21 protein-coding genes are annotated in these 23298 nt (G+C 72.6%); 11 read left to right on the forward strand and 10 right to left on the reverse strand.

Translation table 11 applies throughout. The features are described from left to right. Positions 1-73: 73 nt before the first annotated feature. A complete protein-coding gene (locus tag TCUR_RS20470) occupies positions 74-823 on the reverse strand; it encodes an ABC transporter permease (RefSeq protein ID WP_245536911.1) in 750 nt (249 codons plus the stop codon). A 59-nt stretch (positions 824-882) separates the two neighbouring features. Next, positions 883-1863, reverse strand: coding sequence for an ABC transporter ATP-binding protein (locus TCUR_RS20475; RefSeq protein WP_012854481.1), 981 nt, complete (start codon positions 1861-1863; stop codon positions 883-885). 74 nt (positions 1864-1937) lie between these two features. Here TCUR_RS20475 and TCUR_RS20480 point away from each other — a divergent pair, with 74 nt between their 5' ends. Further along, positions 1938-2912, forward strand: coding sequence for a helix-turn-helix transcriptional regulator (locus TCUR_RS20480; protein WP_148233069.1), 975 nt, complete (start codon positions 1938-1940; stop codon positions 2910-2912). 114 nt (positions 2913-3026) lie between these two features. Here the strand turns inward: TCUR_RS20480 and TCUR_RS28135 are convergent, their stop codons facing one another. Both TCUR_RS28135 and TCUR_RS20490 read right to left on the reverse strand, forming a co-directional pair. Then, entirely contained in the window at positions 3027-3194 is a 168-nt protein-coding gene (locus tag TCUR_RS28135; protein ID WP_012854483.1) for a hypothetical protein, read from the reverse strand. A gap of 106 nt (positions 3195-3300) precedes the next feature. Then, complete coding sequence (locus tag TCUR_RS20490; RefSeq protein ID WP_012854484.1) at positions 3301-3918, reverse strand: hypothetical protein; 618 nt, start codon at positions 3916-3918, stop codon at positions 3301-3303. Positions 3919-4276: 358 nt separating this feature from the next. Here TCUR_RS20490 and TCUR_RS20495 point away from each other — a divergent pair, with 358 nt between their 5' ends. From TCUR_RS20495 to TCUR_RS20510, 4 genes are all read left to right on the forward strand, one after another. Next, a complete protein-coding gene (locus TCUR_RS20495; protein WP_012854485.1) occupies positions 4277-6031 on the forward strand; it encodes an acetyl/propionyl/methylcrotonyl-CoA carboxylase subunit alpha in 1755 nt (584 codons plus the stop codon). 163 nt (positions 6032-6194) lie between these two features. Further along, positions 6195-7277, forward strand: coding sequence for a baeRF2 domain-containing protein (locus TCUR_RS20500; RefSeq protein ID WP_012854486.1), 1083 nt, complete (start codon positions 6195-6197; stop codon positions 7275-7277). Between the two features lie 49 nt (positions 7278-7326). Further along, positions 7327-8601, forward strand: coding sequence for a hypothetical protein (locus tag TCUR_RS20505; RefSeq protein WP_012854487.1), 1275 nt, complete (start codon positions 7327-7329; stop codon positions 8599-8601). Between the two features lie 60 nt (positions 8602-8661). After that, complete coding sequence (locus TCUR_RS20510) at positions 8662-8985, forward strand: DUF5313 family protein (protein WP_012854488.1); 324 nt, start codon at positions 8662-8664, stop codon at positions 8983-8985. 117 nt (positions 8986-9102) lie between these two features. On the opposite strand, the gene TCUR_RS20515 is transcribed toward TCUR_RS20510, so the two are convergent. Both TCUR_RS20515 and TCUR_RS20520 read right to left on the reverse strand, forming a co-directional pair. After that, the gene (locus TCUR_RS20515; protein ID WP_012854489.1) at positions 9103-9378 is read right to left on the reverse strand and encodes a GlsB/YeaQ/YmgE family stress response membrane protein; all 276 of its coding nucleotides are present in this window, start codon (positions 9376-9378) and stop codon (positions 9103-9105) included. Between the two features lie 259 nt (positions 9379-9637). Further along, entirely contained in the window at positions 9638-11020 is a 1383-nt protein-coding gene (locus TCUR_RS20520; protein WP_012854490.1) for an NAD(P)H-quinone dehydrogenase, read from the reverse strand. A 99-nt stretch (positions 11021-11119) separates the two neighbouring features. Here TCUR_RS20520 and TCUR_RS20525 point away from each other — a divergent pair, with 99 nt between their 5' ends. From TCUR_RS20525 to TCUR_RS20535, 3 genes are read left to right on the forward strand one after another with little or no spacing between them, the layout of a single operon-like run. Then, a complete protein-coding gene (locus TCUR_RS20525; RefSeq protein WP_041440179.1) occupies positions 11120-11581 on the forward strand; it encodes a gamma-glutamylcyclotransferase family protein in 462 nt (153 codons plus the stop codon). A gap of 24 nt (positions 11582-11605) precedes the next feature. Further along, complete coding sequence (locus TCUR_RS20530; RefSeq protein WP_012854492.1) at positions 11606-12403, forward strand: purine-nucleoside phosphorylase; 798 nt, start codon at positions 11606-11608, stop codon at positions 12401-12403. Further along, positions 12400-14076 carry a phospho-sugar mutase gene (locus tag TCUR_RS20535; RefSeq protein ID WP_012854493.1) on the forward strand — a complete coding sequence of 559 codons (1677 nt, stop codon included), beginning with the start codon at positions 12400-12402 and terminating at the stop codon, positions 14074-14076. Before TCUR_RS20530 ends, TCUR_RS20535 begins: the two co-directional genes overlap by 4 nt. A gap of 130 nt (positions 14077-14206) precedes the next feature. Here the strand turns inward: TCUR_RS20535 and TCUR_RS20540 are convergent, their stop codons facing one another. Both TCUR_RS20540 and TCUR_RS20545 read right to left on the reverse strand, forming a co-directional pair. Next, positions 14207-14815, reverse strand: a complete 609-nt coding sequence (locus TCUR_RS20540) for a PH domain-containing protein (protein WP_012854494.1) — start codon at positions 14813-14815, stop codon at positions 14207-14209. Next, positions 14812-15906 carry an adenosine deaminase gene (locus TCUR_RS20545; protein WP_012854495.1) on the reverse strand — a complete coding sequence of 365 codons (1095 nt, stop codon included), beginning with the start codon at positions 15904-15906 and terminating at the stop codon, positions 14812-14814. Before TCUR_RS20545 ends, TCUR_RS20540 begins: the two co-directional genes overlap by 4 nt. A gap of 554 nt (positions 15907-16460) precedes the next feature. Here TCUR_RS20545 and TCUR_RS20550 point away from each other — a divergent pair. The 3 genes from TCUR_RS20550 to TCUR_RS20560 all read left to right on the forward strand — a co-directional run bounded on the left by TCUR_RS20550 (position 16461) and on the right by TCUR_RS20560 (position 21284). Further along, a complete protein-coding gene (locus TCUR_RS20550; RefSeq protein ID WP_174315354.1) occupies positions 16461-18065 on the forward strand; it encodes a glycosyltransferase family 2 protein in 1605 nt (534 codons plus the stop codon). Then, positions 18062-19066, forward strand: coding sequence for a glycoside hydrolase family 26 protein (locus TCUR_RS20555; protein WP_012854497.1), 1005 nt, complete (start codon positions 18062-18064; stop codon positions 19064-19066). Before TCUR_RS20550 ends, TCUR_RS20555 begins: the two co-directional genes overlap by 4 nt. A 703-nt stretch (positions 19067-19769) precedes the next feature. Continuing rightward, on the forward strand, positions 19770-21284 hold the full coding sequence (locus TCUR_RS20560) for an ArnT family glycosyltransferase (RefSeq protein WP_012854498.1): 1515 nt from the start codon (positions 19770-19772) through the stop codon (positions 21282-21284). 21 nt (positions 21285-21305) lie between these two features. Here TCUR_RS20560 and TCUR_RS20565 read toward each other — a convergent pair whose 3' ends face one another. Both TCUR_RS20565 and TCUR_RS20570 read right to left on the reverse strand, forming a co-directional pair. After that, positions 21306-22580 (reverse strand): thymidine phosphorylase, encoded by a 1275-nt coding sequence (locus tag TCUR_RS20565; RefSeq protein WP_012854499.1) that lies wholly within the window; start codon positions 22578-22580, stop codon positions 21306-21308. A gap of 24 nt (positions 22581-22604) precedes the next feature. Further along, positions 22605-23021: a cytidine deaminase gene (locus TCUR_RS20570; RefSeq protein WP_012854500.1), complete on the reverse strand. Its 417-nt coding sequence runs from the start codon at positions 23019-23021 to the stop codon at positions 22605-22607. Between the last annotated feature and the right edge of the window lie 277 nt (positions 23022-23298).

Genomic DNA, 23298 nt, shown 5'->3' on the forward strand with positions numbered 1-23298 from the left:
CCGCCTGCCCACCGCCTCGGGGGCGGTGCACAAGACGGCCGCCGTGCGGTTGTGGGACGGCCCAAGCCGGGGCTCAGGCGCGGCGCATGGCGGTGATGCCCGCCTGCAGCCCGACCAGCGCCATGGCCACGGCCGACAGGACGCCGTAGGCGACGGTGGCCGAGACCGGCTCGCCGTTGAAGAGGGCGCGTTCGGCGTCCACCACATAGGTGAGCGGGTTGAACTTCGACAGCACCTGCAGCCAGGCCGGTCCCTGATCGACCGGCAGCAGCATCCCGGCCAGCAGCAGCAGCGGGAACAGCAAGGTCTGCTGGACGATCCAGAACAGCGACTCTTTGTTCTTGGACGCCAGCGCCAGCGCGTACGACAGGCCGCCCAGTCCCACGGTGAAGGTCGCCACGATCAGCAGGGCGGGCACGGTGCCGAGCGGGTCGGGGCGGAAACCGAACGGGACGGTGACGGCGATGATGAGCAGCGCCTGCCCGATGGAGGGGACGATCTCCTTCAGCGCGCGGCCGACGATCAGGGCGGGCCGGCGCAGCGGGGAGACCAGCATCCGCTCGTGCGAGCCGGTCTGCATCTCATACAGCAGGTTGGAGCCGGTGGCCGAGCCGGCGAACAGGCACGACATGACGATGATGCCGGGCACGAACCACTGCAGGGCCGCGCCGCCGCCCACGCCGTCCGGCAGCAGCGGGCCGAACAAAGCCAGGAAGAACAGCGGCTGCACCATCGCGAACACCAGCGAGAACGGGTCGCGCAGGAGGGGGCGCAGCTCGCGGGTGAAGACGACGGCGATGTCGGAGAGCATAGTGGTGCGCACGACCGTCCCGGCCTCGTCCGCGGGCCCCTGGGGGAGGGCGGTCCTTTCTTGTAGTTCGGTCATGCCTTCTCCTCGGTGGCGGTCGTGGCGTTCTCTTCGCGGAGGCTGCGGCCGGTCAGGTTGAGGAAGACGTCGTCGAGGGTGGGGCGGGCGACCTCCACGGCGGCCACCGCGGCGCCCGCGTTCTCCAGGCGGCGCAGCAGCCCGGGGACGAGGCGGGAGCCGCCGTCGACGCGGATCCGCAGGCGCGCGCCGGTGCGTTCCAGGTGGGCGCCGGTCGGCAGGCCCGGCCGCTCGGTCGCGACGCGCCGGGCGTCGCCCTCGCGGTCGAAGGTCAGCGTGATCAGGTCGCCGACGTGCTCGGCCTTGAGGCGTTCGGGGGCGTCGTCGGCGACCAGCCTGCCGCGGTCGATCACCAGCACCCGTTCGGCCAGCTGCTCGGCCTCATCCAGGTAGTGGGTGGTCAGCACCACGGTGGTGCCGTGCTCGGCGCGCAGCCGGCGGATGTGGTCGGCCAGATTGGCCCGGTTCTGCGGGTCCAGCCCGGTGGACGGCTCGTCCAAGAACAGCAGGCGGGGGGCGTGGATCAGCCCCATCGCGATGTCCAGCCGGCGGCGCTGGCCGCCCGACAGCGACGAGACCACCCGGTCGGCCACCTCCGTCAGCTCCAGGGACTCGATCAGCTCCTGCGCCCGGGCGCGGGCCGCCGCGCGGCTCATCCCGTAGGCGCGGCCCTGGCTGATCAGCTCGTCCCGGCCGCGCTGGCCGTGCGCGGCGGCGTTGCCCTGGCCGACATAGCCGATCCGGGCGCGCACGCCGCGCGGGTCGGCCACCACGTCGTGCCCGGCGACGTGGGCCGTGCCGGAGGTGGGGGTCAGCAAGGTGGTGAGCATGCGCAGCATGGTGGATTTGCCGGCCCCGTTGGGGCCCAGCAGCGCCACCAGTTCCCCGGCCTCGACGGTCAGGTCCAGGCCGCGCACCGCCTCGACGACTTGTTTTTTGACGACGAAATGCTTGGTCAATCCGCGGGTGCGGATCATCGGTGCGGTCATGCCCTCACGCTAAGGAGGGTTCCGGTCAATATCTGTCCGGAATAGACCGGCATGATGGGGCCATGGCGAGCACGAGCGCGCGCATGCTGCGGCTGCTGTCCCTGCTGCAGACCCGCCGCTACTGGCCGGGGCCGGAGCTGGCCGCGAAGCTGGGGGTGAGCGAGCGGACGCTGCGGCGCGACATCGACCGGCTGCGAGAGTTGGGGTATCCGGTCGACGCCGAACGCGGGGTCGGCGGCGGCTACCAGTTGCGGTCGGGGACGGCGATGCCGCCGCTGCTGCTCGACGACGAGGAGGCGGTGGCGATCGCGGTGGGGCTGCGCTCGGCCGCCGCGGGCGCGGTGGGCGCCGGCGTCGGGGAGACCTCGGTGCGGGCGCTGGCCAAGGTCATCCAGGTGATGCCGCCCCGGCTGCGGCGGCGGGTCCAGGCGCTGCAGGACTACACCGAACCCGGCACGGGCGGTGCGGGCCCGGCGGTGGACGCCGAGGCGCTGACCGTGCTGGCCCAGTGCTGCCGCGACGGCGAGCGGCTGCGCTTCGCCTACCGGGCGCGCGACGGCCGGCAGAGCGCGCGGACGGTCGAGCCGCACCGCCTGGTCGCCCTGGACCGGCGCTGGTACCTGGTGGCCTGGGACCTGGAACGCCTGGACTGGCGCGTCTTCCGGGTCGACCGGCTGGGCGACCCGCTGCCGGCCGGCGAGCGTTTCCGCCCCCGGCCCATCCCCGGAGGGGACGCCGCCGCGTTCGTGTGCCGCCGGCTGGCCGCCGCTCCCAGCCGTCACCGCGTGGTGGTGGACGTGCAGGCGCCCGCCGCCCGGGTGCAGCGCGCCCTGGGCGTCTGGGGAAGGGTCGAGGCCACCGGCGAGCACTCCTGCCGGCTGGAGATGAACACCGACTCCCTGGACTGGCCGGTCATGATCTTGGCCATGCTGGGCGCGGACTTCCACGTCGTCCGGCCGCCTGAGCTGCTGGAGCGGCTGCGCGCCACGGCCGCGGCCCTGACCCGTTCGCTGGAGCGGCCCGCAGGCGGCGGATGAGGGCCGCCCGCCTCAGCGGGTGGCGGCCTCGATGTTCTGCTGGGAGCGCTTGATGTCCCGGCTGCCCTCCTCCAGGGCCAGCGCCATGCGGTCGAAGGTGGCCTTGGCCTCCTGTCAGGCGGCGCGGAAACGGTCGGCGCCCGGCCCCCACCAGATCTCGGTGCTGCTCACCGTGCGCCCGTTGAGGTCCTTGATCAGCGCGTCCAGGTTCCTGGCGTGCTTGCTGAACATGCGGGAGAGCTCTTCCAGAGCCGCGATGTTGGCGCCCCGCCTGTCGCTCATTGCCCCGTTCCTTCCGTCGGCACCGGTGACATCACTATTTACGCGCATGAGCGGCGCATGTGGAAGGCGTTCGGCCGAACCGGTCGCGGCAACAAGCGGCCGCCGCTCAGCCCACCGACTCCGGCGCCGCCGGCTGCGGAGCCTGCGGCGGGAGCGGAGGCGGCGGGTAGTCCCCCGGGTCGTTGATCGGGTCGGCGTCCGGGTCCACCACCTGCTCACCGACCAGCGTGATGCGGCCGCCTTCGGTGGCGAACTCAAAGCGCCGCCGCACCCGCTGGGTCATCGCCCGCTCCCCGGCCGGGGTGGCGTACTCCACCTCGGTGTACTCGGTGGCCTCCAACGTGATCCGGTCGCCTTCGTGGACGACGGTGGCCTCCTCCAGCCGGGTGCGCGCCGCCGTGAACGGAGGCCCGCCCGGCAGCGGCGCCCGGTTGCGGGTCTTCAGCCGGCGCAGCGCCTCCTGCTGCCGCCTGGCCAGCTCCGGCGCGATCCGCACCCCCAGCACCTCCGACGGCAGCGGCCGGGTGCGGGACCGCTGGACCAGCGCCTCGGTGCGGCGTTCCAGCATGGTGCGGGCGGCGGCGGTCAGCTGCTGCTTGGTCTCCTCGTCCACCGTGACCGGGCCGGCGGGTCCGGCGGCCGACGAGTGCGTCAGCAGGCAGGCGGCCAGCAGCACGACGGCCGGACCGGCCGCCTTGCACAGGCGGGTCGGGCGGCGAGGCATCCGGGCGGCTCCTGCGATCACCACGCTGCGGCGCCACCGGCCACGGCCGAGACGACGGCCCATGGCGCCGATCGATTCATCCCCATCGAATGGTCAAACGCTAGCCAAGACGGAAGATACACCCGCGGCCCGAAGACCCGCCGCGGGCAACCTTGTTCCCAAAGCCCTTCCGCGCCGCCGTGCCGTGGTCGAGTCCGGCGCGAGTGTGTGGGCGAACGATAAAAGCGGGGGCTTACGAAAGTCACCGAACGCGGTTATCTAGACTGCCGAGCAGGTTTGCAAGGGTCGCCGGTCCGGCACGGAGCCGCCGGTCAGAGCGGGGTCCGCATTGGGAGCGGCACCTCGGGAGGAGACGTAGGTGCGCAAAGTCCTGATCGCCAACCGCGGCGAAATCGCCGTACGCATCGCCCGTGCCTGCCGGGACGCCGGCCTGGCCAGTGTGGCCGTCTACGCCGAGCCCGATCTGGACGCGTTGCACGTGCGCATCGCGGATGAGGCTTATGCGCTGGGCGGGCAGACCGCCGCCGAAAGCTACCTGGACATCGAGAAGATCCTCAAGATCGCGGCGGATTCGGGCGCGGACGCCGTGCATCCCGGTTACGGGTTCCTGGCGGAGAACGCCGATTTCGCCCGGGCCGTCATCGACGCCGGGCTGATCTGGATCGGGCCGCCGCCGGAGGCCATCACCGCGCTGGGCGACAAGGTCAAGGCCCGCCACATCGCCCAGAAGGTGGGCGCCCCGCTGGTGGCCGGCACCAAGGACCCGGTGTCGGGGGTGGAGGAAGTGGTGGCCTTCGCCGAAGAGCACGGGCTGCCCATCGCGATCAAGGCCGCCTACGGCGGTGGCGGACGCGGCCTGAAGGTCGCCCGCACCCTGGAAGAGGTCCCCGAGCTGTATGAGTCGGCGGTGCGCGAGGCGATCGGCGCGTTCGGCCGCGGCGAGTGCTTCGTGGAGCGCTACCTGGACAAGCCCCGCCACGTGGAGACCCAGTGCCTGGCCGACAAGCACGGCAACGTGGTGGTGGTCTCCACCCGCGACTGCTCGCTGCAGCGCCGCCACCAGAAGCTGGTGGAGGAGGCCCCGGCCCCGTTCCTGACCGACGAGCAGATCGAGCTGCTGTACTCCTCCTCCAAGGCCATCCTCAAGGAGGCCGGCTACGTGGGCGCCGGCACCTGCGAGTTCCTGGTCGGCCAGGACGGCACGATCTCCTTCCTGGAGGTCAACACCCGGCTGCAGGTCGAGCACCCGGTCACCGAGGAGGTCACCGGCATCGACCTGGTGCGCGAGATGTTCCGCATCGCCGCCGGCGAGGAGCTGGGCTATGACGACCCGCCGGTGCGGGGTCACTCCATCGAGTTCCGCATCAACGCCGAGGACGCCGGGCGCAACTTCCTGCCGGCGGTCGGGACGCTGCGCACCTGGCGTCCGCCCTCCGGCCCCGGGGTGCGGCTGGACTCCGGGTACGAGGAGGGCCAGACCATCCCGCAGGCGTTCGACTCGCTGATCGCCAAGCTGATCGTCACCGGCGCCACCCGCGAGCAGGCCATCGAGCGGGCCCGCCGGGCGCTGGCGGAGTTCACCGTCGACGGCACGCCCACCGTGCTGCCCTTCCACCGGGCGGTGCTGGAGGACCCGGCCTATGTCGGCGAGCCGTTCGCGGTCCACACCCGCTGGATCGAGACCGAGTTCGACAACACCATCGCCCCCTACCAGGCCGACCCCGCCGAGGAGAGTGAGGCGGCCGAGCGGGAGCGCATCACCGTGGAGGTCGGCGGCAAGCGCCTGGAGGTCACGCTGCCGGCCGGGCTGGGCGCCTCGGGCGGCGCGGCGGCCGGCAAGGCCGCGCCCGCCCGCCGCCGCGGCGGCCGCAAGGGCGGCGGCGCGTCGGCCGGCGGCGACTCGCTGGTCAGCCCGATGCAGGGCACCATCGTCAAGGTCGTCGTCGAAGAGGGCCAGACCGTGGCCGAGGGCGACACCGTGGTGGTGCTGGAGGCCATGAAGATGGAGCAGCCGCTGACCGCCCACAAGGCCGGCACCGTCACCGGCCTGTCGGCCAAGGTCGGCGACACCGTCACCAACGGCGCGGTGATCTGCGAGATCAAGGACGCTTAAGGCCCGGCCCGGTTTCCGGCCCGCCGGTCTCGTCATGCCGCGAAGACCGGCGGGCCGTTTCGTCTCCCCAGGCCCGGACGGCGCCCGGATACGGGGGTTTCGTCCCAGGCCAGGCATGGTTCCCGCCTGCTGGGTAGGGGCAGCCCAAAGGAGGGAGCCACCTGTGAAACTGGCCTTTCTACGTCCTCTGTATGAGCAGCCGGGTCCGTTCGTCTCGCTGTACCTGGACACCCGGCGGCACACCGTCGAGGCCACCAAGGCGCTGACGCTGCGCTGGCGCAACGCCCGCGAGGAGCTGCAGCGGCGGGGAGCCGACACCGCGACGCTGGAGGCGATCGCGGACATCGTCACCGACCGGGACAACCCCGCCCCCGGCCGGGCGCTGCTGGCCGCCGGCGGCCGGGTGATCTACCAGGAGGTGCTGCCCGAACCGCCGCTGGAGGTGATCGCGCACGTCGGCGACCTGCCGGAGGTGATGCCGCTGCTGGAGCGCCGGGAGGAGCCGGTGCGGCACGTGTGCGTCAAGGCCGACCGGCAGGGCGCCGAGATCGTCAGCGTGGGCGAGCGGCGGCGGACGGTCACCACCGTCGAGGGCATCGAATGGCCGATCCGCAAGGTCAACAGGGGCGGCTGGTCGCACTCGCACTTCCAGCGCAGCGCCGAGGACACCTGGGAGACCAACGCCCGCGAGGTCGCCACCGAGACGGCCCGGCAGGCCGACGCGGTGGACGCCGAGGTCATCATCGTCAGCGGGGACGTGCGCGCCCGCGAGCTGGTGATGAAGGACCTCGGGGAGGCCTACGCCCGCCGCGCGGTGCTCGCCGAGCACGGCAGCCGCAGCCCCGGCGCCGATGAGGCGGCCTGGGAGAAGGAGGTCCGCTCGATCCTGCAGCGGGTCATCGACGAGCGCCATGACGCGGTGGTGGCCCGTTTCCGGGAGGCCTACGGACGCGGCGACGCGGTCGCCGGGCTGAACGACGTGGCCGAGGCGCTGCGCGACGGCCAGGTGGAGACCTTGCTGGTGGTGCGCCCGCTGCGCGGCGAGCTGTGGTATGGGCCGCACCCGCACGAGCTGGGCGTCTCCCGGCGGCAACTGCAGGACCTGGGCGTCGCCGAGCCGCGCCGCGCCACGGCCGGGGCGGTGCTGGCCCGCGCGGCCGCCACCACCGACGCCGAGATCGTCTTCACCGAGGCCATAGATCCGCCCGACGGGGTGGGCGCGGTGCTCCGCTACCTGGCCGCGTGAAGCGGCGGCCCGGGTCCGTCCGGCTATCTGAAGAGGCAGGCATGAGGAGATGGGCACCATCGTCGCCCGATCCGCCGCGGTGGCGGCGGCCGGGCTGCTGCTGTTGGTCGCGCTGATCGCGCCGGGCGCGCCCGCCCGGTCCGACACCGTCGGCCAGATCACCGAGGGGCTGCGCTCCTCCCGGCTGTATGTGACCACCGAGGCCCGCGGCGCGCTGGACGCCGCGGGCCAGGCCCGGGTGCGCCGGGCGCTGGAGGCCGCCGACCGGGCCGACGTCCGGGCGGTCGTCACCCGGGCGGGGGTGGACCAGCGGACCTTGATCGGGATGCTGCGCGCGGTGCAAAGCCGCCTCGACCGGGGCGGAACCTATGTGGCGATCACCGCCGACGACCGGATGCTGGCGATCTCCGACCGGATGTCCGGCACGGAGCTCAACCGGCTGATCGCGCAGACCGGCGGCGGCGGCATCGAAGAGCGGCTGGTGGCCTTCAGCCGGCTGGCCGAGGACCAGGCCATTGAAAGCGCCCGCTCCGGCGCGATCACCACGTACGTGATGCTGGTGCTGCTGGTCCTGGTCGCGGCCGCGGTCACCGGGCTGATGCTGGTGTCGCGCACCCGCGGCCGCAGGCGCCTGGCCCGGCAGATGGCCGAGCTCAAAGACAGCGTCCAAGAGGACGTCACCAGGCTGGGCGAGGACATCGCCGCCTTGGACCTGCGCGTCACCGACCCCGGGCTGGACCCGGCGGCGCGCGAGGACTATGCGCGGGCGCTGGACTCCTACGACGCCGCCAAGGCCGCCGTGGCGGCCGCACGGCGCCCCGAGGACATGCGCGAGGTCACCTCGGCGCTGGAGGACGGCCGCTACCACATGGCCGCGGTGCGCGCCCGGCTGGCGAGCGAGCCCGTGCCCGAACGCCGCCCGCCGTGCTTCTTCAACCCCCAGCACGGCCCGTCCGCCCGGGACGTGGTGTGGGCGCCGCCCGGCGGCACGCCGCGCGAGGTTCCGGCCTGCGCCGCCGACGCCGAGGCGGTGGAGGGCGGCGCCGATCCCGACGCCCGCCTGGTCCCGGTCGGCGGCACCCGGCGGCCCTACTGGGACGCCGGCCCCCTTTACGCCCCCTACGCAGGCGGCTACTACCGTGGTTTCGGCGGCGTCGACCTGCTCAGCGGCATGCTGATCGGGACGACGCTGGGCGCGGTGCTCACCCCCGGCTGGGGCTTGGGCGCCCACGGCGACCAGCTCGGCGGCGACGCCGGCGACCTGGGCGGAGGCTGGGACTTCGGCAGTGGCGACTTCGGTGGTGGTTTCGGCGGCGACTTTTGACCGGCGGACTTTCGGCGGGCACGTCCTGACGCGGGTGCGCCGGCCCGGGCGGGAGGCGCGGTGACCCGTCTGCCCGGCGACCCCTCGCCGTGGCGGCGGGCGTGTTATGCGCTCGGCTTCCGGCTGCCGCCGGAGAACCGCGAGTGGGTGTGGCACGACCTGACCGACGCCGGGTGGCGGGGCCGGCTGCTGCTGCGCCACCTGGCCGTCATGCTTCCGCTGTGCGCCCTGCTGGCGCTGCTGCCGGGGGCCTGGTGGCTGCGGGTGGCGGTGCCGTTGCTGGCCCTGCTCACCAGCGCGCTGACCGTCCTGGTCAGCGCGGACGACCTGCGGCGGGCCCGGCTGCGCCGCCACGGGCTGCCCCCGGCCGGCCGGCGCGGGTAGCGGCGGCCGGCCCGCCGAGACGCAAAGGGCCCGGCGCGTCCCCGGCCGCCCGCACGGGCCGCCGGTGAGAACGCACCGGGCTCGATCGGCGCCGTGGCGGCGTCCGCCCGGCCACGGTCACTGCGGGTGGGTGCGCCCGCGCCGGAACGCGGCGACCAGGGCCACGCCGATCACGGCCAGGACGATCTGGAAGAGCAGTTCGATCCAGTCGATTCCGCGGGTGGTGGCGACGCCCACCCACTGGGCCAGCGCGGTGCCCAGCAGGGCGGCGACGATGCCGACGCCGATGGTGAGCAGGATGCCGATGGGCTGCCGTCCCGGCAGGATCAGCCTGCCCAGCGCCCCTATGATCGCGCCGACGATGATCGCGGTGATGATTCCGGTAACGGTCACTTGGCTTGACCTTTCCTTGAGTCTTACTGTCCCGCCACGTGTGCCCGCTGAAACCGGTTTCTCACCTCTGGTGCCGATATTGGCTGCTCATCGCCGTATGCGGCGGCCTTCCCGGGCGCAGCGGCCCGCTGCGCGTTCAGGTAGATCCCAGGTCAGGATTTCCCAGCGCCGGGCTCGCCGGCCCGCCGGGTGAGAGCCGCCGGCGCGCTCCCCGCCGCGGTGCCGCCGAAGGCGGCGGGGCGGAAAGCCTCAGAAAGCCTCAGTACGCCGACTCCTGCATCAGCCGGCGCGACGCCTCGGTGATGCTGCCCGACAGCGAGGGGTAGACGGCGAAGGTCTGGGCGAGCTGGTCCACCGTCAGGTGCTGCTGGACGGCCAGCGACACGGCCAGGATCAGCTCGCTGGCGCGGGGGGCCACGATCACCCCGCCCAGCACGATGCCGGTGGAGGGGCGGCAGAACAGCTTGACGAAGCCGTCCTCAAAGCCCTGCATCTTGGCGCGCGGGTTGCTGAACAGCGGCAGCATCACGCTGCGGGCGTTGACCTCCCCGGCGTCGATCATCTTCTGGGTGACCCCGACGGTGGCCACCTCCGGGTCGGTGAAGATGTTGGCGGCCACCCAGCCGAGCTTGAGCGGCTGGACGGCCTCGCCGAGGGCGTGCCACATGGCGATGCGGCCCTGCATGGCGGCGACCGAGGCCAGCATCATCACCCCGGTGCAGTCGCCGGCGGCGTAGATGTGGCTGACCGAGGTGCGGGAGACCTTGTCGACCTGCACAAAGCCCCGCGACAGCTTGACGCCGGCCTTCTCCAGGCCGATGCCGCGGGTGTTGGGCTCCATGCCCACGGTCATCAGGCAGTGCGAGCCTTCGACCTTGCGGCCGTCCTCCAAGGTGACGACCACGCCGTCGCCGGTGCGTTCCACCGCGGCGGCCCTGGAACGTGACAACACCTTCATGCCGCGGCGCAGGAACACCTCCTGCAGCACACCGGCCGCGTCGGCGTCCTCGGTCGGCAGGATGCGGTCCCGCGAGGAGATCAGCGTGACCCGCGAGCCCAGCGACAGGTAGGCCCCGGCCAGCTCGGCGCCGGTGACGCCGGAGCCGACCACGATCAGCTCCTCGGGCAGCTCCGTCAGGTCGTACAGGTGCCGCCAGCTCAGGATGCGCTCGCCGTCGGGCTCGGCGCCCGGCAGCACCCGCGGGGTGGCGCCGGTGGCGATCAGGATGATGTCGGCCGGCAGGTCGGTGCCGTTCACCGTCACGGTGTGCGGGTCGCTCAGCCGGGCCTCGCCGCGCACGATCCGCACATCCTCATAGGCCAGCCGCTCGGCCACATCGAAGGACTGGGCCCTCGCCAGGTCCTTGACCCGCTTGTTGACCTGGGCGAGGTCGACCGTGAGGCCGCCGACGATGCCGTCGGGGCCGCCGTCGAAGCGCAGCCCCAGCGAGGCCGACTCGCTCATCACCCCCATCCGGGTCGAGGTGGCGATGAGCGTCTTGGAGGGCACGCAGTCGGTCAGCACACAGGCGCCCCCCAGCCCGGTGCGCTCCACGATCGTCACGTCGGCGCCGAGTTGTGCGGCGACCAGTGCGGCCTCGTAGCCGCCGGGGCCCCCTCCGATGATCACGATGCGGGTCATATCGTCCATTGTTTCGTATCAAGACAAGTGAACGGTCCGGTCGGGATACGGCGCGGGCCGCTCCCCCGGCGGCCCTTGAAGGCCGTACGCTTGACAAGCGTGGCTCTGTACGCGGCGTACGCCTCCAACATGGATCCGGCGCAGATGGCTCAGCGCGCGCCCCACTCTCCCCTGCGCGGCACCGGCTGGCTGCAGGGCTGGCGGCTGACGTTCGGCGGCCAGGACGTCGGCTGGGACGGTGCGCTGGCCACCGTGGTCGAGGACCCCGACGAGCAGGTCTTCGTCGTGCTGTACGACGTCCCCTCCTGGGACGAGCAGGAGCTGGACGCCTGGGAGGGCGCCGAGCTCGGCGTCTACCGCAAGATCCGGGTGCGGGTGCAGACCCTCGACGGCGACGTTCTGTGCTGGACCTACGTGCTGGACGACTACGAAGGCGGCCTGCCGTCGGCGCGCTACCTGGGCATCCTGGCCGATGCGGCCGAGGCCGCCGGGGCGCCCGACGACTACGTCAAGGAACTGCGCAACCGCCCCTGCAAGTCGCTGGGCGATCCCCCGCTGTGAGATCGCGGCGGTAAGGTCTGGCGGGTGAGCAACGACGCCCTTGCCCTGGCCGAGGCCGCCGCCGCGAAGCTGCGGTCCCGGTCCTTCGACTCCTTCGACGTGGCGCTGGTGATGGGCTCCGGCTGGGTGCCGGCGGCCGACGCGCTGGGCGAACCGGCCGTCGAACTGCCGGTGACCGACCTGCCGGGTTTCGCGCCGCCCGCCGTGGCCGGGCACGCCGGGCGGGTCCGGGCGGTGCAGTCGGGCGGGCGCCGGGCGCTGGTGTTCCTGGGCCGCACCCACCTGTATGAGGGCCGCGGCGTCGAGGCGGTCGTGCACCCGGTCCGCACCGCGCTGGCGGCCGGGGTGCGCACGGTGGTGCTCACCAACGCCGCCGGGGGACTGCGGCCCGAACGGCAGCGCGTCGGCGACCCGGTGCTCATCAGCGACCACCTCAACCTGACCGGCGCCAACCCGCTGCGCGGGGCCGACTTCCTGGACCTGACCGAGGTGTACTCGCGGCGGCTGCGCGCCCTGGCGCAGGAAAGCGACCCGTCCCTGGGCGAGGGCGTCTACGCCGCGCTGCGCGGCCCGTCGTATGAGACGCCCGCCGAGGTGCGGATGCTGCGGACGCTGGGCGCCGACCTGGTCGGCATGTCCACCGTGCTGGAGGCGATCGCGGCCCGCCGGGGCGGCGCGGAGGTGCTGGGGATCTCCCTGGTCACCAATATCGCCGCCGGGCTGGCCGAGCGTCCCCTCGACCACGCCGAGGTCCTGGAGGCCGGCCGCGCCTCCGCCGCCCGCATGGGCGAACTGCTGGCCGCCCTGCTGCCGAAACTGTGAGAACCGTGGACGAGCTGCGTCAGGCCGCCGCCGAGTGGCTGGCCCAAGACCCCGACCCGCAGACCCGTGCCGAGCTGCGGGCCCTGCTGGAGGCCGGCGACACCGCCGCGCTGGCCGACCGGTTCGGCACCCGGCTGCAGTTCGGCACCGCCGGGCTGCGCGGCGAGCTGGGCGCCGGCCCGGGCCGCATGAACCGGGTCACCGTCATGCGCGCCGCCGCCGGGCTGGCCGCCCGCCTGAAGGCCGAGACCGCCCGGCCCGGGGTGGTGATCGGCTACGACGCCCGGCACGGCTCGCGGCGGTTCGCCCTGGACACCGCCGCCGTGGTGACCGGGGCGGGCCTGCGGGCCTGGCTGCTGCCGCGTCCGCTGCCCACGCCGGTGCTGGCGTTCGCCGTCCGGCACCTGGGCGCGGACGCCGGGGTGATGGTGACCGCCAGCCACAACCCGCCGCGCGACAACGGCTACAAGGTGTACTGGGGGGACGGGGCGCAGATCCTCGCCCCGCTGGACGGTGAGATCGCCGCGGCGATCGACGCGGTGGGCCGGGTGGACGAGCTGCCGCTGGGCGCCGAGGGCGACTGGACGGTGCTGGGCGACGACATCGTCGAGGCCTACCTGCGGGCGCTGGACGCCCTGCCGCTGGGGGACGCCCCGCGTGAGATCTCGATCGCCTACACGCCGTTGCACGGGGTGGGGGCGCAGGTGCTGCGGCGGGCGTTCGCCCGGGCGGGCTTCCCCGAGCCGATGGTCGTCGCCGAGCAGGCCGAGCCGGACCCGGATTTCCCGACGGTGGCCTTCCCCAACCCCGAGGAGCCGGGGGCGATGGACAGGGTGCTGGCGCTCGCCGAGCGCACCGGCGCCGACCTGGCCATCGCCAACGACCCCGACGCCGACCGGTGCGCGGTGGCGGTGCCGGCCCCGGGCGGGTGGCGGACGCTGACCGGCGATGAGGTCGGCGCCCTGCTGGCCGAGCACGTGCTGCGCCACACCGGCGGCGCCGACCGCCTGGTGGTCACCACGATCGTCTCCTCGTCCCTGCTGGGCCGGATCGCCGCCGCGCACGGGGTGCGCTACGCCGAGACCCTCACCGGCTTCAAGTGGATCATGAAGGCCCGCACCGCCCCCGACGACCGGCAGGTCTTCGGCTATGAGGAGGCCCTGGGTTACAGCGTCGGCGGCGACGGCGGCGTCCCGGTCCGCGACAAGGACGGCATCGGCGCCGCCCTGACCGTGGCGGCGCTGGCCGCCGAGGCCAAACGGGACGGCCGCACCTTGGTGGACCTGCTGGACGACCAGGCCCGCCGCTACGGCCTGCACGCCACCGGCGCGCTGTCGGTCCGCGTCACCGACCGTTCCCTGATCGGCGCCGCGCTGGACCGGCTGCGCCAGGCGCCGCCCGCCGCGCTGGGCGGACGCGCCGTCACCGAGGTCGAGGACCTGGCCCGCGGCGCCGGCGGCCTGCCGCCCACCGAGGGCCTGCGGCTGCGCCTGTCCGGCCCCGAAGGCCGGGCCCGCGTGGTGGTCCGTCCCTCGGGCACCGAGCCCAAGCTCAAGTGCTACCTGGAGGTCGTCCTCCCGCCCACCGAGGACGTGCCACAGGCCCGGGCCCGCGCCGAAGCCGCCCTCCAGGCCATCCGCACCGACCTGCGCACCGCGCTGGGTCTCGCCTGAGAGGCCGACGGGCCGGCCGTCGGCGTGGGGTGCTGCCGAAAGGCGCATGCCGGGCGCAGGTCACCCGCATGCGTCACTGCCGGCAAAGGCCTTCCATCCGGTTATCCGCGCCGGAGCCAAGGCCCGCCTGTCAGCTGAGAACCCCCAGGAAAACCGTCACCGTCAAAAGGGCGGCGGGCACGAGCAGGGCCGCGAGGGCGGGGAGCGACCAGGTGACGGTTCCGGGTTCCTTCCGGGCGGGGCGGGCGGCGCGGGCGGACAGGTCGGTGAGCTGTTCGACGGCGTGGTCCAGGAAGGTGCGGCCGGCGAGGTGGGCGGCCACGTCCGCGGGCAGCTCGCGGGCGCGTTTGCGCAGGCGGCGTTCCTCGCGGGCGCGGGCGCGCGGGGAGGTCTGCAGGGACCAGGCGCGCAGGGTCTGCTCGGTGCCGCCGGGGCCGGTGAAGCGGACCGTCAGGGTGTGGTCGGCCTTGAGCTCGCGGACGGCGGGCCAGGGCAGGCGGGCGTCGCGCAGCGGGTTGCGCACCCGCAGGCCGGTCTTGTCGGCGCTGACGCGGGGGCGCAGGCCCAGCACGTAGGCCAGGCCGCAGCCCAGCAGGATGGCGCAGGCGGCGACGGCGGAGGCCAGGGTGCGGCCGCGCCAGGCGATGTCGGCCAAATTGAGCGCGGCGAACGCCAGCCAGGCCCAGGCCCCGGCCCGGGCCGCCGGCGAGCGGAACACCACCGGCTGCCCGGCGGTCATGGCAGGGTGCGCGAGCCGGTCCACTTGAGCTGGGCGAAGCCGGGTTTGATCACGCCGTTGATGAACTCCAGCCGCTCGTCGAAGCCGATGAAGGCCGACTTCATGGCGTTGACGGTGAACCACTGCAGGTCGTCCCAGTCGTAGCCGAAGGCGTCGACCAGCTTGGCGAACTCCTCCGACAGGCTGGTGCCGCTCATCAGGCGGTTGTCGGTGTTGACGGTGACCCGGAAGTACAGCCGGCGCAGCAGCCCGATGGGGTGTTCGGCGATGGACTTGGCGGCGCCGGTCTGCACGTTGGAGGTGGGGCACATCTCCAGCGGGATGCGCTTGTCGCGCACGTAGGCGGCCAGGCGGCCCAGCTTGGGGTGCGGGGTGTCGCGGTCGGTGATGTCGTCGACGATGCGCACCCCGTGGCCGAGCCGGTCGGCCCCGCACCACTGGATGGCCTGCCAGATGGACGGCAGCCCGAACGCCTCCCCGGCGTGGATGGTGAAGTGGGCGTTCTCCCGCTGCAGGTACTCGAAGGCGTCCAGGTGCCGGGTGGGCGGGTAGCCGGCCTCGGCCCCGGCGATGTCGAAGCCCACCACGCCGGCGTCCCGGTGGCGGACGGCCAGCTCGGCGATCTCCATGCTGCGGGCCTGATGCCGCATCGCGGTGACCAGGGTGCCGATCCGGATGCCGTGCTCGCGCTCTCCCTCGGCGAAGCCCGCCAGGACCGCTTCGACCACCTCGTCCAGCGACAGGCCGCCCTGGGTGTGCTGTTCGGGGGCGTAGCGCACCTCGGCGTAGACGACGCCGTCGGCGGCCAGGTCCTCGGCGCACTCATAGGCCACCCGGCGCAGCGCCTCGGCCGACTGCATCACCCCGACGGTGTGCCGGAAGGTCTCCAGGTAGCGCTCCAGCGACCCGGAGTCGGCCGCCTCGGCGAACCAGACGCGCAGCTCCTCGGGGTCGTGGGTGGGCAGCTCGCGGTACCCGCCGGCGCGGGCCAGCTCAACGATGGTCTCCGGCCGCAGCCCACCGTCCAGATGGTCGTGCAACAACACCTTGGGGGCCCGGCGGATCGCCTCAAGCGTAGGTCGACCTGTCATCTTTCGCACAGTACCCGAGGCCGTCGCGCCTCCCCAGCGCATTTTCGCCGCGCCCGCAGGCGTGCCGCCACAGTCACCGGTCACATCCGTAGTGTGACATCACACGACTTTTATGTGTTTACACAATACACATGCTATCTTCGTCACCACTAGATCAACAGAGCAGACCGCTCCGGAGACCTCGAGCCCGGCCGGCTCATCGCGGTCACAGCCCGTCAGCACTGCGGAACCGGAGGCACCGATGCCCCACGGCGACGAAACCGCGAAAGGAACACGCCAGTTAGCGGGTTTTTGACGTCCGAAAACCCATTACCCGCACTCTCGAGAGCCGCCGCCTTTCGCCCCGCATCCGCCGGCGCCGCACCGTCCGTGCGACCACTCGATGCCCGAGTTCGACGCCCGGACGCCCGTCTTGGATGACACCGAACTTCTGCGACTTTCATCACGGTGCAGACGGCCTCCCGCAAAATACGACCGTGGGATCCTTATTCCCATATTCGGCGCCCCCAGATTTGCCCTTTTTGTCCGAACTGGAGAACACGTCCGTGAGCGCGATGCCGCAGACGCGCGCCCCCCATGCGCCCGAGCGCAACAGCCCGCGCCGATACTCGGCCTACCGCGAGGCCTCCGGCGCCTGGGGACTTCTCCCGCAGCCGCCGGACGACAAGGAGAAGTACAGCTACGTCAAGCGGAATCTGTGGGTGCTGACCGCCTCGTCACTGGTCAGCTTCTCCTGCCTGGTGGTCAGCCAGTACCAGCTCGCCCGTTCCTCACCGTGGCTGTGGGCGTACGTTCCGTTCCTGATCTTCACGATCCTCTACTACCTGACTTCGCTGCGCGTCAACGCCTTCACCCGCGACTTCGATCTGGAAAAGCACAAAGAACTCGTCCGCTCATGGTCCCCGCGGGAATACCCGTCGGTGGACGTGTTCCTGCCGGTGTGCGGGGAGCCCATCGAGGTTCTGCACAACACCTGGACGCATGTGCGGCGGATGGCCGACCACTACCCCGGCGTCGTCACCCCTTACGTGCTGGACGATTCAGCCAGCCCGGAGCTGGCCGCCATGGCCGCCGATTTCGGCTTCGTTTACGGCAGCCGCCCCAACCGGGGATGGTTCAAAAAGGCCGGAAATCTGCACTTCGGGTTCGGCATCTCCAACGGGGAATACATCCTGATCCTCGATGCCGACTTCGCACCGCGCGCCGATCTGCTCCACGAAATGCTCCCCTACATGGAGGCGAATCCGCGCCTTGGGATCGTCCAGTCGCCGCAGTACTTCCGGGTCCTGGACTCGCAGAACTGGATCGAACGGGGGGCGGGCGCCGTCCAGGAGCTCTTCTACCGCTCCATCCAGGTCTCCCGGGACCGCCGCAACGGGGCGATCTGCGTCGGCAGCTGCGCGATCTACCGCCGCAAGGCCCTGGAGGAGAACGGCGGCACCACGCTGATCGGCCACTCCGAGGACGTGCACACCGGCTTCGACCTGCGCCGGCTCGGCTGGGACCTGCGCTACCTGCCCATCCCGCTGTCCACCGGGGTGTGCCCCGACACCCTCGGCGCCTTCTACAACCAGCAGTACCGCTGGTGCTCCGGCTCGATGAGCCTGCTGGGCAGCAAGAAGTTCTGGCAGACCAAACTCCGGCCGGCCACCCGCATGTGCTACATGTCGGGGTTCTTCTACTACATCCACACGGCGCTGTTCACTTTCGTGGCGCCGCTGATCCCCATCACGCTGCTGGTGGCCATGCCGGAGAAACTCCGGGTCGAGCACATGATCATGATCCTGCCCAGTCTCATCTACAACGCCCTGATATTCCCGATGTGGCACCGCTGCGAATACCGGCTCGAAGCGTGGGCCGTGCGGATGATGTACGGCTGGGCGCACGTCTTTGCGATCTGGGACATCCTGCGCGGACGGCAGATGGGCTGGCAGCCCACCGGCTCCTCGGGCGCCAAGAAGAACAAGACCCGGCGTTTTTGGATCGGCGTCATCGTCTGGAGCGGCGGCACGGCGCTGCTGTGGGTCGGCCTGGCCATCTGGCGGATCCTCACCCTCTACCCGCCGGACTTCGCCCTGGTGTTCGCCTCCGGCCTGTTCTACGCCGCGATCGTCGTCCGGATCCTGGTGCAACCCCGTAAGGAGATCGAAGCCGCATGAGCCCCCTCATCCGGACGAGACCCCGCATCGTCCTCAGCGCGCTGCTGGCGGTCCTGCTGCCCGCCGGCACAACCGCGTGCACGGCCGAGCAGAGCAGCGCACCCAGGGCGCCCCGGACTCAGATCTCGGTCGGCACCCCGTTCACCCCCTACGACATCCGGCCCCTGCTCAAGCCCAGGAAGAAGTACATCGGAGTCGCCATCGACGGCGTCTCCCGCTCCATCGCCCCGGTGGCGGCCTTCAACCGCGGGATCGGCAAGAAGGTCAACATGGTGACGATCTACGCCGCCGTGAGCGACCATTTCGACAGCCGGGGCGCCCGGCGCATCTGGCGGGCCGGCGCGATCCCGCTGATCATGTGGGAGCCCTTCTCCCCGTCGCTGGCGACGATCGCCCGAGGAGCGATCGATGACCACCTCCGCCAGTTCGCCGCGGCCGTCCGCGCCCTCAACATCCCCGTGGCGATCAGTTTCGGCCACGAGATGAACGGCTTTTGGTACCCCTGGGGCACCCGCAAGAACTCCCCCGCCGACTTCGTCCGCGCATGGCGTCACATCCACCGGGTCTTCAGCGAGACCGGGACCACGAACGTCATCTGGGTATGGAACCCCAACGTCATCAACCCGGTGCCCCGGGTGGCGCTGCGGCCGTACTACCCCGGTGACTCCTATGTGGACTGGATCGGGCTGATCGGCTACTACACCCTGACCGGGGCGCACACCTTCACCACGCTGTTCGGGCCGACCATGCGGCAGGTGCGCCGCTTCAGCGACAAGCCGTTCATCATCACCGAGACCGCCTCCCAGCCCGGACCGCGCCGGGTGCGCGATGTGGCCGACCTGCTCAAGGGCGTGGCGTCCTCCCGCGACGTCATCGGTTTCATCTGGTTCAACTACCGCAAGCGCGCCGACTGGCGGCTGCCCGCCCGCTCGCCGGAGCTGCTGACGTTCCGGCGCTACGTGGCCGCCGACATCTTCGGCTTCGACCCGACCAGGTCATGACGGGGCCATGATCATGTCTTCCACCGCGCACCCCCCGTACCCGCCCGCCGACGAGCCGCTTCCCTGGCCGCCTCCGGAGCCGGCAGACCGCTCGCCGCAAGAACCCGCGCCCGCGTGGCCGCCGCCTCCCGCGCACCCCGGCGAACCCCGCGCGCGGCCGGAGCACCCCGCCCCGGCCGAACGTTTCAACCACGCAGAACACCTCCCCCCGCCGCGGCGGCCGGCCCCTTCGGAACACCTCGCCCGGCCGGAAGGCCCCCGCCGAGCGGGCGGCTTCGAAGGAAGCGAGCATTTCGCCCCGCCCAGGCCTCCCGTTCCCCCCGCGCCGGACCCCTCCGGACGGCCGGGACACCCCGGGCCGTCCGGCTGGGCGGACGATTTCGGTGAGCCCTCGGTTCCGCCCGACCGCCCCACCCGGCCGGAGCATCCCGTGCCGCCCGAGCACACCGGCCGGGCGGCGGATCTCCGTACTCCGCCCGGGCATCCCCTCACCCCTGCGGGCCCCGCCCGGGCCGGACGGCCCGGTGAGGCCGCACACTTCGCGCCATCCGGACCGCCGGCCGCTCCGGCAGGTTCCGGTGCGGCCGGGGCACCCCCCGCCGGCCCGGCGGTGGTGGAACGACCCCCTCCGGCACCCGGCGGCCCCGCGGCCCCGACGGGCCCGCAGGGCGGCCGCGGTTACCGGGTCCCGCCCTCTCCCGACATGGGGTGGACGGCGGCGCCCAGCCGGCGCCGGGACCGGGTGAGCCGTGCGCTGCTGCTCACGATCCTGCTCATGCAGGCCCTGCTCAGCCTGCGGCTGCGCAACGCGGTGTCCCCGGACGAGGCGTTGCTGCTGAACACCGGCCGCCAGTACCTGGACCGGATGCGGGAGGGCACTGCGATCACAGAGGCCGACACCGCCTCCTCCTACCTGCACCCCATGGTCGCCGCGGCGATCGACGGCCTGGCGGGACCGGCCGGGGCCCGGCTCTTCAGCCTGCTGTGCCTGCTGGGGGCGACCGCCGCGCTGTACTCGCTGGCCCGCAGGCTCTTCAACGAGCGCGTGGCGCTGTTCACCGCCGCCTCCTTCGCGGTGGTCGAGCCCACGCTCTTCCTCGGCAACTTCGTCAGCCCCGACCCGCCGGCCATCTTCATGCTGGCGCTGGCCGGCCGGCTGGCCGCGCGCCTGGACCGCAGCCCGGCCTGGCACGTCCTGCTCGTGGCGCCGGCGGCGGCCCTGGCGGTGCTGATCTCCCCCACCGCCGTGCTCCTGCTGCCCGCGGTCGTGCTCCTGGCCGTGCTGGTGGCCGGACGCGGCCACGGGCCGGGCCGGTCGCTGGGCTGGGGGGCGGGCCTGGTCGCCGTCCTCGGGGCGACGCTGGCCGCCGCCGCGGTGGGGGTGGGCATGCCCGTCGCCCCGGACCCGGCCGCGACGGGCACGGACGCCCCGCAGACGGTGCTGCGGACCGCCGCGTCGCTGGGCGGGCTGCTGTTCCTCCTCGCCGTGCTCGGCACGATCTTCTACACCCACCGGGACCGGATGGGCGAGGCCCCGATCCTGCCGGATGAGCGGCCATCGCCCTCCCGGGCGTGGCGGCTCGCCCTCGGCACGGTGCTCAGCGGGGCCGCGCTGGCGGTGCCCGGGTACGCGCTGCTGCAGCACACCTCGGCCGATCTGCACCGGCAGCTCGGCTACGGGCTGCTGCTGGCCGCCCCGATGGCCGGGGTCGGCATCGCCCGGATCATCGGCCCGCACTTTCGCAACCTGCAGCTGGGCATCGCCGCCTGGATCGCGCTCCTGCTCTTCGGCATGGCCCAGTCGGAGCGGTTCTACTACGAGTGGATGGACTACCGGCCGGTGGCCGACGCGCTCCGGCCGCTGGTCGGGCCGCAGGGCCGCTACCTGAGCCCTTCGCCGGAGCTGCCCGCCTACTACCTGGGGTCGCGCACCGAGCGAGAGCAGTGGGCCGATCCGCAGGAGCTGACCTACACCGATCGCAGGGGACGCACGCTCCAGGGGACGGCGGCGTTCCTGGCCGCCGTCCGCGAACGGCACTTCGACATCGTCGTGCTGGGCGGCCTGACCGCCCCCGACCCGCGGCAGCGGGCGGCGGTGGTGACCGGCAGGCGCTACTACATGGCCGTGGAGATCCCCTTCTCGGTGGGCTCCCGCTCGGGACGCTATGAGATCTGGGTCAAGCAGGACACCGGCCCGCCCGCCCGCAGCCCGTCCTGAGCGGCGGGGCGGCGCGGGCCCTCAGGCGATGCGGTCGATCACCAGCGGCAGCAGGTCGGGGCTGCCCTCGGGCTCGATCGTGATGGCGCCGTCGAGGGCCTGCAGGGCGCGTTCGAAGCGGGCCGGTTCGTCGGTGTGCAGGGTCAGCAGCGGCTGTCCCGCCCTGACCTCCTCGCCCGGTGCGGCGTGGCAGACCACTCCGGCGCCGGGTGAGACCGGGTCCTCCTTGCGGGCCCGGCCGGCGCCCAGCCGCCAGGCGGCCACTCCCACCGCGTAGGCGTCCAGCCCGGTCAGCACGCCGGAGGCGGGGGCGGTGAGGGTGTGCGACTCGCGGGCGACGGGCAGCGGGGCATCCGGATCGCCGCCCTGGGCGCGGATCATGCGCCGCCAGACGTCCATGGCCGAGCCGTCGGCGAGGGCGTCGGCGGGGTCGGCGGCGTCCAGCCCGGCCGCCGCGAGCATCTCGCGGGCCAGGGTGAGGGTCAGCTCGACCACATCGGGCGGGCCGCCGCCGGCCAGCACCTCCACGGCCTCGGCGACCTCCAGGGCGTTGCCGACCGCGCGGCCCAGCGGGCGGTCCATGGCGGTCAGCAGCGCCACGGTCTTGACGCCGTGGTCGGTGCCGATGGCGACCATGGTCTCGGCCAGCTCGCGGGCGCGCTCGACGGTCTTCATGAACGCCCCGGAGCCGACCTTGACGTCCAGCACCAGCGCGCCGGTGCCCTCGGCGATCTTCTTGGACATGATGGAGGAGGCGATCAGCGGGATCGACTCCACCGTGCCGGTCACATCGCGCAGGGCGTACAGCTTGCGGTCGGCCGGGGCCAGCCCGCTGCCGGCGGCGCACACCACCGCGCCGACCTCGCGCAGCACGCTCAGCATCTGCTCGGGGGTGAGCGAGGCCCGCCAGCCGGGGATCGACTCCAGCTTGTCCAGCGTGCCGCCGGTGTGGCCCAGGCCCCGCCCCGACAGTTGCGGGACGGCGGCGCCGCAGGCCGCCACCAGCGGGGCCAGCGGCAACGTGATCTTGTCGCCCACCCCGCCGGTGGAGTGCTTGTCGGTGGTGGGACGGTCCAGCGCGGAGAAGTCCATGCGCTCCCCGGAGCGGATCATGGCCTCGGTCCAGCGCGTCACCTCGGCGCGGTCCATGCCGTTGAGCACGATGGCCATGGCCAGCGCGGCCATCTGCTCGTCGGCGACCTCACCGCGGGTGTAGGCGTCGATGACCCAGTCGATCTGCTGCGGCGACAGCCGGTGGCCGTCGCGTTTGGTCACGATGACGTCGATGGCGTCCACGGGGCTCCTCGCGGGGTTCGGGGCTCAGGCGAGCCGGGTGAGGTCGTCGGGGCCGAAGGCGTCCGGGAGCACCTGCGACATGGGCACGATGCCGCGGGCGGTGGCCAGCAGCAGGTGCGGCCCGCCGTGCTCCCACAGCAGCTGGCGGCACCGGCCGCAGGGCATCAGCGGGTCGCCGTTGCCGTCCACCACCGACAGCGCCACCAGGCGGGGACGGCGCGACCCGGCCGGCAGGTCGGGGCCGTAGAGGGCCGAGACGAGGGAGCACTCGGCGCACAGGCCCAGTCCGTAGGAGGCGTTCTCCACATTGCAGCCGGTGATCACCCGGCCGTCGTCGGTCAGCGCCGCCGCGCCCACCGGGAAGTTCGAGTACGGCGCGTAGGCGCGCTGCATCGCCTCCCGGGCGGCCTCCCGCAGGCGCGCCCAGTCGATCTCCGTCATGGGCCTACCGTACGTGAGCCGCCGCCGCCCACCGCAGGAGACCGAATTCACATTTTCGGACATCTGCATAAGGGATCCCCGGCATGATCACCACCATAAAGCCACCTCATGACCGTCCGTTACAGGCGACGATGAGTTGAACGCGGCGATTGTCTCCATATGTCGGCGTTTGGATAACGGTCTTCCCACAACTTGGTAGGAGCATGGCGGGAGACCCGTCCGGATGGTGATGCTGAGGCCCGAGCGAGCGATTGAAACGGGCCTTGCGCCCTGTTGC

Origin of the sequence: Thermomonospora curvata DSM 43183 (assembly GCF_000024385.1) — a bacterium.
GTDB classification, from domain to species: domain Bacteria; phylum Actinomycetota; class Actinomycetes; order Streptosporangiales; family Streptosporangiaceae; genus Thermomonospora; species Thermomonospora curvata.

Bases quoted from the DNA above. Each gene is read 5' to 3' on its own strand.
- TCUR_RS20555 (WP_012854497.1), top strand. From the start codon at position 18,062: ATGAGCCCCCTCATCCGGACGAGACCCCGCATCGTCCTCAGCGCGCTG.
- TCUR_RS20490 (WP_012854484.1), bottom strand. From the start codon at position 3,918: ATGCCTCGCCGCCCGACCCGCCTGTGCAAGGCGGCCGGTCCGGCCGTC.
- TCUR_RS20560 (WP_012854498.1), top strand. From the start codon at position 19,770: ATGGGGTGGACGGCGGCGCCCAGCCGGCGCCGGGACCGGGTGAGCCGT.
- TCUR_RS20550 (WP_174315354.1), top strand. From the start codon at position 16,461: ATGCCGCAGACGCGCGCCCCCCATGCGCCCGAGCGCAACAGCCCGCGC.
- TCUR_RS20570 (WP_012854500.1), bottom strand. From the start codon at position 23,021: ATGACGGAGATCGACTGGGCGCGCCTGCGGGAGGCCGCCCGGGAGGCG.
- TCUR_RS20545 (WP_012854495.1), bottom strand. From the start codon at position 15,906: ATGACAGGTCGACCTACGCTTGAGGCGATCCGCCGGGCCCCCAAGGTG.
- TCUR_RS20480 (WP_148233069.1), top strand. From the start codon at position 1,938: ATGGCGAGCACGAGCGCGCGCATGCTGCGGCTGCTGTCCCTGCTGCAG.
- TCUR_RS28135 (WP_012854483.1), bottom strand. From the start codon at position 3,194: ATGAGCGACAGGCGGGGCGCCAACATCGCGGCTCTGGAAGAGCTCTCC.
- TCUR_RS20505 (WP_012854487.1), top strand. From the start codon at position 7,327: ATGGGCACCATCGTCGCCCGATCCGCCGCGGTGGCGGCGGCCGGGCTG.
- TCUR_RS20540 (WP_012854494.1), bottom strand. From the start codon at position 14,815: ATGACCGCCGGGCAGCCGGTGGTGTTCCGCTCGCCGGCGGCCCGGGCC.
- TCUR_RS20520 (WP_012854490.1), bottom strand. From the start codon at position 11,020: ATGACCCGCATCGTGATCATCGGAGGGGGCCCCGGCGGCTACGAGGCC.
- TCUR_RS20475 (WP_012854481.1), bottom strand. From the start codon at position 1,863: ATGATCCGCACCCGCGGATTGACCAAGCATTTCGTCGTCAAAAAACAA.